This window comes from Flavobacterium notoginsengisoli, assembly GCF_014207905.1.
GTDB classification, from domain to species: domain Bacteria; phylum Bacteroidota; class Bacteroidia; order Flavobacteriales; family Flavobacteriaceae; genus Flavobacterium; species Flavobacterium notoginsengisoli_A.
On sequence record NZ_JACHLB010000001.1, the window covers coordinates 1,293,487 to 1,302,413 of the forward strand.

7 protein-coding genes are annotated in these 8,927 nt (G+C 32.6%); all 7 read left to right on the forward strand.

What is annotated here, in order from left to right:
• The 7 genes from HNP35_RS05535 to queG all read left to right on the forward strand — a co-directional run bounded on the left by HNP35_RS05535 (nucleotide 1) and on the right by queG (nucleotide 8,423).
• Nucleotides 1-546, forward strand: coding sequence for a c-type cytochrome (locus HNP35_RS05535; RefSeq protein WP_116753349.1), 546 nt, complete (start codon nucleotides 1-3; stop codon nucleotides 544-546).
• Nucleotides 547-573: 27 nt separating this feature from the next.
• Entirely contained in the window at nucleotides 574-1,968 is a 1,395-nt protein-coding gene (locus tag HNP35_RS05540) for a quinol:cytochrome C oxidoreductase (protein WP_184157832.1), read from the forward strand.
• Between the two features lie 19 nt (nucleotides 1,969-1,987).
• Nucleotides 1,988-3,178, forward strand: coding sequence for a cytochrome c oxidase subunit II (locus HNP35_RS05545; protein ID WP_184157831.1), 1,191 nt, complete (start codon nucleotides 1,988-1,990; stop codon nucleotides 3,176-3,178).
• Nucleotides 3,179-3,208: 30 nt separating this feature from the next.
• Entirely contained in the window at nucleotides 3,209-5,011 is a 1,803-nt protein-coding gene (locus HNP35_RS05550; RefSeq protein ID WP_184157830.1) for a cytochrome c oxidase subunit I, read from the forward strand.
• A gap of 108 nt (nucleotides 5,012-5,119) precedes the next feature.
• Nucleotides 5,120-6,142: a Holliday junction branch migration DNA helicase RuvB gene (ruvB, locus tag HNP35_RS05555; protein ID WP_184157829.1), complete on the forward strand. Its 1,023-nt coding sequence runs from the start codon at nucleotides 5,120-5,122 to the stop codon at nucleotides 6,140-6,142.
• Nucleotides 6,143-6,153: 11 nt separating this feature from the next.
• Complete coding sequence (locus HNP35_RS05560; protein ID WP_184157828.1) at nucleotides 6,154-7,500, forward strand: cytochrome P450; 1,347 nt, start codon at nucleotides 6,154-6,156, stop codon at nucleotides 7,498-7,500.
• A complete protein-coding gene (gene queG / locus HNP35_RS05565; RefSeq protein ID WP_184157827.1) occupies nucleotides 7,500-8,423 on the forward strand; it encodes a tRNA epoxyqueuosine(34) reductase QueG in 924 nt (307 codons plus the stop codon). Before HNP35_RS05560 ends, queG begins: the two co-directional genes overlap by 1 nt.
• Nucleotides 8,424-8,927 lie beyond the last annotated feature (504 nt).

Here is an 8,927-nt window from a genome sequence, read left to right on the forward strand (position 1 = left end):
ATGAAAAGGATATATAAAATAACACTTTTAGTTGGTATAACTATTTTAGTTTCATCTTGCCACAATAATTCGGCACCGAACTATCAGTATTTCCCAAATATGTATGAGTCTGTGGCTTATGAGCCATATACAGAAGCAAATATATTTAAAGGAGGAAAAGAAGGACAGCTTCCTGTTGCAGGAACTATTAATAGAGGTTTTGAACCTTATGAATATGAAAATTCAACAGCAGGTTACGAATTAGCGAAAGCTAATTTAAAATCTCCTTTGGATTCTATTGAAAGAAATTCTGGAAAAGGAAAAGAACTTTTCGAAATTTACTGTATCAGCTGCCATGGTGCAACTGGTAATGGTAAAGGTAAATTGGTTGAAAGAGAAAAATTTCTTGGAGTACCTAGCTATAAAGACAGAGAAATCACTGAAGGAAGTATCTTTCACGTTGAGACTTATGGTTTAAATGCAATGGGTTCACATGCAAATCAATTAAGTGCTCACGAACGTTGGTTAGTTGCTGACTATGTTCTGAAACTAAAAAGCCAATTATAATTGTTGAACAAACTGATCGTAATAGATATGTATACATTTTCAAGTAAATTAAAAACTTTTTCTATCATCTTAATGGCCGTTGGTTTATTAGGAATTGGGTATGGTTTTTTAAGTGCACCAAAAGATATTCAAGAAGTTGAAAAAATACTAGCTGCAGATGAACATGGTTCTCATGGTGCTGCACATGAAGAAAAAGCGGAGGCATCTCACAAAGAAGCAGGTCATCATGAAGCTGCTGAAGCGTCGCATGACGCTCACAAAGCAGCAGGACATGCTGAAGTTTCTGGTGCAAATGAGCACGAAAAACATTTAGAACATGTATTGCACCAATTGCAAAACAAACCTTGGTCTGCAGTATATGTAGCTTGTATTTTCTTTTTACTACTTTCTATGGGAGTTTTAGCTTTTTATGCTATCCAACAAGTGGCTCAGGCAGGTTGGTCTCCAGTTTTGTTTAGAGTTATGCAAGGTATTACTGCTTATTTACCAGCAGGTTCTGTAATTTTCTTTGTGATTTTAGTATTATGTGGATTACATTTTAATCATATTTTTGTTTGGTTAGGTGAAGGTGTTACAAAACCTGGTAGCCCTAATTATGATGAAATTATTGCTGGAAAATCTGGATATTTAAATTTCCCTTTCTGGATTATAAGAGCTTTTATCTTTCTATTAGGATGGAATATTTACCGTCATTTTTCTAGAAAAAACTGTTTAGCTCAAGATGAAGCAAATGATGATCTTTACTACAAAAAGAATTTCAAAGCTTCTGCAGGATTCTTAGTATTCTTTATCGTTTCTGAATCAATTATGGCTTGGGATTGGATTATGTCTTTCGATCCTCACTGGTTCAGTACTTTGTTCGCTTGGTATGTATTTGCATCTTTCTTCGTAAGTGGTATTACTACTATTGCATTAGTTACTATCTATTTAAAATCTAAAGGATATTTAGAATATGTAAATAATAGCCATATTCATGATTTAGCTAAATTCATGTTTGGTATTAGTGTGTTCTGGACTTATTTATGGTTTTCTCAATTTATGCTTATCTGGTACGCTAATATTCCAGAAGAGGTAACTTATTTTGTAACAAGAATTCAATTATATAACCTTCCTTTCTTTGGAGCGGTTGTTATGAACTTTGTTTTCCCATTATTAATATTAATTAATACTGATTTCAAACGTCTTAACTGGGTTGTTGTAATGGCAGGTATTGTAATATTATTAGGTCATTATGTTGATTTCTTTAATATGATTATGCCTGGAACAGTTGGAGATAAGTGGTTTATTGGAGTTCCTGAAATTGCATCGATTCTTTTCTTCTTAGGTCTATTTATATTTGTTGTATTTACTGCATTAACTAAATCTCCTTTGCTTGCAAAAAGAAATCCTTTCATTGAAGAAAGTAAACATTTTCATTATTAATATTTAAAGAAGTAAACAGATGACAAGTTTGTTGGTAATTATAGTTTTAGTTTTATTAGCAGTTGCATTATGGCAATTGACCAAGATTTTTGATCTTACGCAAGTAGGAGCATCTTCGGACGATTCTCAGGTTGCATCAGATAATGACAATAACGTTCAGGGATATATTATGTTTGGCTTTTTAGCTTTCATTTATATATTTACTATTTATGGTTTACTAAAATGGGGTAATTTAGCACTTCATACTCCTGCGTCAGAGCATGGACTTTTAGTAGATAATTTAATGAATATTACTTGGGTTTTAATTTTTACTGTTCAAGTTATTACGCAAGGTTTATTATATTGGTTTTCTTTTAAAAATAGAGGACATAAAGACAGAAAGGCTTTATTCTTTGCTGATAGTAATAAATTAGAAGCTATCTGGAGTATTATTCCTTCTGTAGTTTTAGCATGTTTAATTCTTTATGGATTGTACGCTTGGAATAACATTATGTTTGTTGATAAAGATGAAGATGTTATTGAAATTGAATTATATGCTCAACAGTTTAAATGGACTGCAAGATATGCGGGAGCTGATAATACGTTAGGTAAAGCAAACGTGAGATTAATTGAAGGTGTTAATACTTTAGGTGTTGATATGTCTGATAAAAACTCTCAAGATGATATTGTAGTTTCTGAATTACATATACCTAAAGGGAAAAAAGTTCATTTTAAAATGCGTTCTCAAGACGTTTTGCACTCAGCATATTTCCCTCACTTTAGAGCTCAAATGAACTGTGTGCCAGGTATGGTTACTGAATTTGCTTTTGTTCCAACTTATACTACAGCAGAATATAGAGAATTACCATTTATGGTTGAAAAAGTTGCACATATTAATAAACTTAGAGCTGAAAAAAGCGTTGAGTTAGTTAAAAAAGGTGGTACAGCTTTAGATCCTTATACATTTGATTACTTATTATTATGTAATAAAATCTGTGGAGCTTCTCACTACAATATGCAAATGAAAGTTGTTGTTGATACTCCTGAGGATTATAAAAAATGGTTAAGTGAGAAAACAACTTTAGCTCAAGATATTAAAGCAGCTGCGGCGGCTGAAAAACCAGCTGAAGGAACTGCACCAGCTACAGATAGTGCTACTAAAGTAATTGATACTGTGAAAGCAGTTGTTGATACTGTAAAAGCGGCGGTAGCTAAAGTTGCAATGAAATAATATAATTTAGAAAATTTAAAGTACACATATATGTCAGCAGAAGCGCACGATCACGATCACGGACACGATCACGAGCACGAACATCATCATAAAGATACGTTCATTACTAAATATATTTTTAGTATTGATCATAAAATGATTGCTAAACAATACTTGATTACTGGTATTATTATGGGAATCATTGGTATCGCAATGTCTTTGCTTTTTAGAATGCAATTAGCGTGGCCAGAAGAGTCTTTTAAGATATTTAATGTTTTATTAGGAGATAAATTTGCACCTGATGGTGTAATGGCAAATGATATTTATTTAGCTTTAGTAACAATTCACGGTACCATAATGGTATTCTTTGTACTAACGGCAGGTTTGAGTGGTACTTTTAGTAATTTACTTATTCCTCTTCAAATTGGAGCACGAGATATGGCTTCAGGATTTATGAATATGATTTCATACTGGTTATTTTTCTTATCAGCAGTTATCATGGTATGTTCTTTATTTGTTGAGTCTGGACCAGCATCTGCGGGATGGACAATTTATCCTCCGTTAAGTGCATTACCACAAGCAATTCCAGGATCTGGAACAGGTATGACTTTATGGTTGGTATCTATGGCAATCTTCATCGCGTCTTCTTTGATGGGATCTTTAAATTATATCGTTACTGTAATTAATTTAAGAACTAAAGGAATGTCTATGACTAGACTTCCACTTACAATCTGGACATTTTTTGTAACAGCGATTATCGGTGTTATCTCGTTCCCAGTATTGTTATCTGCAGCTTTGTTATTGATTTTTGATAGAAGTTTTGGTACTTCATTCTTCTTGTCTGATATCTATATTGCTGGAGAGGTTTTACACTACCAAGGAGGTTCTCCTGTATTGTTTGAGCACTTATTCTGGTTCTTAGGTCACCCTGAGGTTTATATTGTAATCTTACCAGCGATGGGTCTTGTTTCTGAAATTATGGCTACGAATGCTCGTAAACCAATTTTTGGATACAGAGCGATGATTATGTCGGTTCTTGCAATTGCGTTCTTATCTACTATTGTATGGGGTCACCACATGTTTATTTCTGGGATGAATCCTTTCTTAGGATCTGTATTTACTTTTACAACTTTATTGATTGCAATTCCATCTGCTGTAAAAGCATTCAACTGGATTACAACTTTATGGAAAGGTAACTTACAATTCAACCCTGCAATGTTATTCTCTATCGGAATGGTTTCAACTTTCATCACTGGAGGTTTAACGGGAATCATTTTAGGAGATAGTACTTTAGATATTAACGTTCACGATACTTACTTTGTAATTGCTCACTTTCACTTAGTAATGGGTATCTCTGCACTTTATGGAATGTTTGCTGGTATTTACCACTGGTTCCCTAAAATGTATGGAAGAATGTTAAACAAAAACTTAGGTTATATTCACTTCTGGATTACAGCAGTTTGTGCTTATGGAGTTTTCTTCCCAATGCACTTTATCGGATTAGCTGGTTTACCAAGACGTTACTATACAAATACTAACTTCCCATTATTTGATGATTTACAAAATGTGAATGTTTTAATTACAACATTCGCTCTTGTGGGAGGTGCATTCCAATTAGTGTTCTTATATAACTTCTTTAGTAGTATTTTCTACGGTAAAAAAGCAACTCAGAATCCTTGGAAATCTACAACTTTAGAGTGGACTACTCCAGTTGAGCATATTCACGGAAACTGGCCAGGAGAAATTCCTCACGTATACCGTTGGCCGTATGACTATAGTAACCCAAATCATGATGTAGATTTTGTTCCTCAAAATGTACCAATGAAAGAAGGTGAAGAAGTTTTACACCACTAAAAATATTTTAAGAGACCGTCAGAGATGACGGTCTTTTTTATTAGTTAAAATTTTAAACCTTCAGTTTTACAATTTTACAAAACTAATTAGTTTCTATATCTTTGTAAGATGAATGAAAATCTAGATCCTACTACAAAAGGGTATAATTCGGAAGAATTAGATCTTGAGAAAAGACTGCGTCCGCTATCATTTGATGATTTTGCAGGACAAGATCAAGTTTTAGAAAATTTAAAAGTATTTGTTGCCGCCGCTAATCAAAGAGGTGAAGCACTTGATCATGCTTTATTTCATGGGCCTCCAGGTTTAGGGAAAACAACATTAGCAAATATCCTTGCCAATGAATTACAAGTTGGTATTAAAATTACTTCAGGTCCTGTTTTAGATAAGCCTGGTGATTTGGCTGGTTTATTAACTAATCTGGATGAAAGAGATGTTTTGTTTATTGATGAAATTCATCGTCTTAGTCCAGTAGTAGAAGAATATCTATATTCTGCAATGGAAGATTTCAAAATAGATATTATGATAGAATCTGGTCCAAATGCAAGGACTGTTCAAATCAATTTGAATCCGTTTACATTGATTGGTGCAACAACTAGATCTGGATTATTAACAGCACCGATGCGTGCACGTTTTGGAATTTCTTCACGATTACAATATTATACAACCGAACTTTTAACAACTATCGTTGAAAGAAGTGCCTCAATACTAAAAATGCCAATTGCATTGGATGCTGCAATTGAAATTGCGGGTCGTAGTAGAGGAACACCTCGTATCGCAAATGCTTTACTTCGTAGAGTTCGTGACTTTGCACAAATTAAAGGAAACGGAACTATCGATTTAGAAATATCTAGATATGCTTTGAAAGCATTAAATGTTGACGCGCATGGACTTGACGAGATGGATAATAAAATTTTATTAACGATTATTAATAAATTTAAAGGTGGTCCTGTTGGTCTTTCTACTTTGGCTACTGCTGTCAGCGAGAGCAGTGAAACAATTGAAGAAGTTTACGAACCATTTTTGATTCAAGAAGGTTTCATTATGAGGACACCTCGCGGTAGAGAAGTGACAGATAAGGCTTATAAACATCTAGGGAAAATTAATACTAATATTCAAGGTGGTTTGTTTTAGTTTACGATTTCATGTCTACCCAAGAAAAATATAATTATCCCCCAAAACTTTCTATTCTTAGATTTTTTGTTGATGCAGAAGGTGTACGTAAAAATCCGATACCTTACCATAAAAGATATTTTGAAATTTTTGGCGATTCTTTTTCAATAAGAATTGGAAAATCACAGCATATTATCCTATCTAGAGATAATAATGTGGCTCAATATATATTGCAGAAAAATCAAAAAAACTATTATAAATCTAAATTTCAATCTGTTTATCTTTCTAAATATTTAGGAAAAGGCCTTTTGACAGTTGATGGTGAATTTTGGTTAAAACAGAGAAGACTTATTCAGCCAGCTTTTCACAAACAAAAAATGAATCAGTTGGTCGAGAACATGAAGTCGACAATTATAGCTGAGTTAGATGATGTGGAAATTGATAAAGAAATTGATCTTTTTCCTGTAATGAGTGAATTGGCATTTAATGTTGTGGCTAAATCTTTGTTTCAGTTTTCTATAGCAGAAGAAAAACTAGATAGAATAAAATATATCATTGAAACAGTTCAAAATTTTTTAATAAAAGAAATTAGACTTCCTCATAAAGCGTGGTGGTTTTCAATAAGTGGTCAGGTCAAGAAGCATCTTGGACTTGCAGAAGAAAACAATCGGATTATCAGAGAAATTATTGATGAACGTGTCGCTTCAAAAGTAGAGATTAATGATTTGCTTAATATGCTACTTGAAACTCGTTATGAGGATACTGGTGAAGGAATGTCTGTTGAGCAATTGATTGATGAGATAAAAATTCTTTTTATTGCTGGTCATGAAACTACAGCAAATGCTTTAACATTTACATTGCACTTATTAGGAAACCATCCTGATGTTCAACAAAAAGTGTTTGATGAAATTAGTAAAATTGAAGAACAAACTGATGATGTCATAGAGCAACTCCAAAAAATGGTGTATACCAATGCTGTTTTAAATGAATCTATGAGATTATATCCACCTGCTTGGATTACAGATAGACAGAATGTTGAAGATGATAGTTTGGGGCAGTTCAATATAAAAAGTGGAACTCTAATAGGTGTTTCTTTTTATGAATTGCATCGTAATCCAAAGTATTGGGACAATCCCGATATTTTTAATCCTGAGCGTTTTTTAGGAGAAGAGAAAAAGCATTCTATGCAATATTTTTACCCATTTGGAGCTGGACCAAGAATGTGTATTGGAGCAGGTTTTGCTATTTACGAAATGGGCCTTGCTATTGCATATATTATTAAAAAATACAAAATTAAATCTGTGAGTACAGAGGTCAATTTTAATCCTCTAATTACCTTAAAACCTGTTGGTGTTAAAGTCGTGTTTTCTGAAAGATAATGATTAATTCTAAAGAAAAATATTCAAAATTTATAAAGGAAGAAGCCAAAAGACTTGGTTTTTTATCTTGTGGAATATCGAAGGCTGGATTTCTCGAAAAGGAAGCACCAAGACTAGAAAACTGGTTAAAAAATAATCGGAATGGACAAATGGCTTATATGGAAAACCATTTTGATAAACGATTAGACCCAACGTTGTTAGTAGAGGATGGGAAGAGTGTGGTTTCACTTTTGTTAAACTATTTTCCAGAAGTTAAGCAAAATGATGAAAGCTTTAAGATTTCAAAATATGCTTATGGGCAGGATTATCATTTTGTTATTAAGGATAAATTAAAAGAGTTTCTACATTCTATTCAAGAAAATATAGGAGACGTTTCTGGTCGTGCTTTTGTTGATTCAGCGCCTGTTTTAGATAAGGCTTGGGCAGCAAAAAGCGGTCTGGGATGGATCGGAAAAAATAGTAATTTAATAACCCAAAAAGTCGGTTCTTTTTACTTCATAGCCGAACTTATTATAGATTTAGACTTAGAATATGATCATGCAGTTACAGACCATTGTGGTTCTTGTACAGCTTGTATAGACGCTTGTCCTACGCAGGCGATTGTTGCGCCTTATATTGTTGATGGCAGCAAATGCATTTCTTATTATACCATCGAATTAAAAGAAAATCTTCCTTATGAAATGAAAGGAAAATTTGATGAATGGATGTTTGGCTGCGATACTTGTCAAGATGTTTGTCCATGGAATAGATTTTCTAAACCTCATTCAGAACCGTTGTTTAATCCTAATCCTGAATTGCTTTCTTTTAGTAAAAAAGATTGGATTGAAATAACAGAAGAAACCTTTAAACTTGTTTTCAAAAATTCTCCAATTAAAAGAACAAAATTCGACGGATTAAAACGAAATATCAAATTTTTGGAATAATACTTTTAAAAAATATTTTAAAAACTAACTATTTGATATTCATTGATTTAATATTTTTTCTGTAAATAAAAGATTATTTTTTAATTCTTACAATTTATTAAATAATTGTCAATATTTTCTGTAAGAAATGATTTATTTGCAATTCTTTAACGTCTACTAACCTTTTTATTATCAAATTATTATCTTTTTTTGTTATAATTAACACTCAACAGTTGTTAAATATTGCTTTTTGACGAGTTTATGTGCAGTTTATCGAGTAATGTATTTGATGCTTCATCATTTATTTACTTTCGTCCTTCCAAAACTACATTTTTATAAACTTAAAACACGATTTTGTGTATTGAACCTATCATGACTATGGTCCAAGCGCTACAATGTTCATTTAGAAATCATTCCAAGATTTTTAATGATTTTTCGAAAACCAATTATTTCAATTTTTCGTATTTCACCAATACGCTAAAAATGATCATCCATTTTTTAGTGTATTGTTTTTCTGTTCCACAA

Bases quoted from the DNA above. Each gene is read 5' to 3' on its own strand.
- ruvB (WP_184157829.1), top strand. From the start codon at position 5,120: ATGAATGAAAATCTAGATCCTACTACAAAAGGGTATAATTCGGAAGAA.
- queG (WP_184157827.1), top strand. From the start codon at position 7,500: ATGATTAATTCTAAAGAAAAATATTCAAAATTTATAAAGGAAGAAGCC.
- HNP35_RS05545 (WP_184157831.1), top strand. From the start codon at position 1,988: ATGACAAGTTTGTTGGTAATTATAGTTTTAGTTTTATTAGCAGTTGCA.
- HNP35_RS05550 (WP_184157830.1), top strand. From the start codon at position 3,209: ATGTCAGCAGAAGCGCACGATCACGATCACGGACACGATCACGAGCAC.
- HNP35_RS05560 (WP_184157828.1), top strand. From the start codon at position 6,154: ATGTCTACCCAAGAAAAATATAATTATCCCCCAAAACTTTCTATTCTT.
- HNP35_RS05540 (WP_184157832.1), top strand. From the start codon at position 574: ATGTATACATTTTCAAGTAAATTAAAAACTTTTTCTATCATCTTAATG.
- HNP35_RS05535 (WP_116753349.1), top strand. From the start codon at position 1: ATGAAAAGGATATATAAAATAACACTTTTAGTTGGTATAACTATTTTA.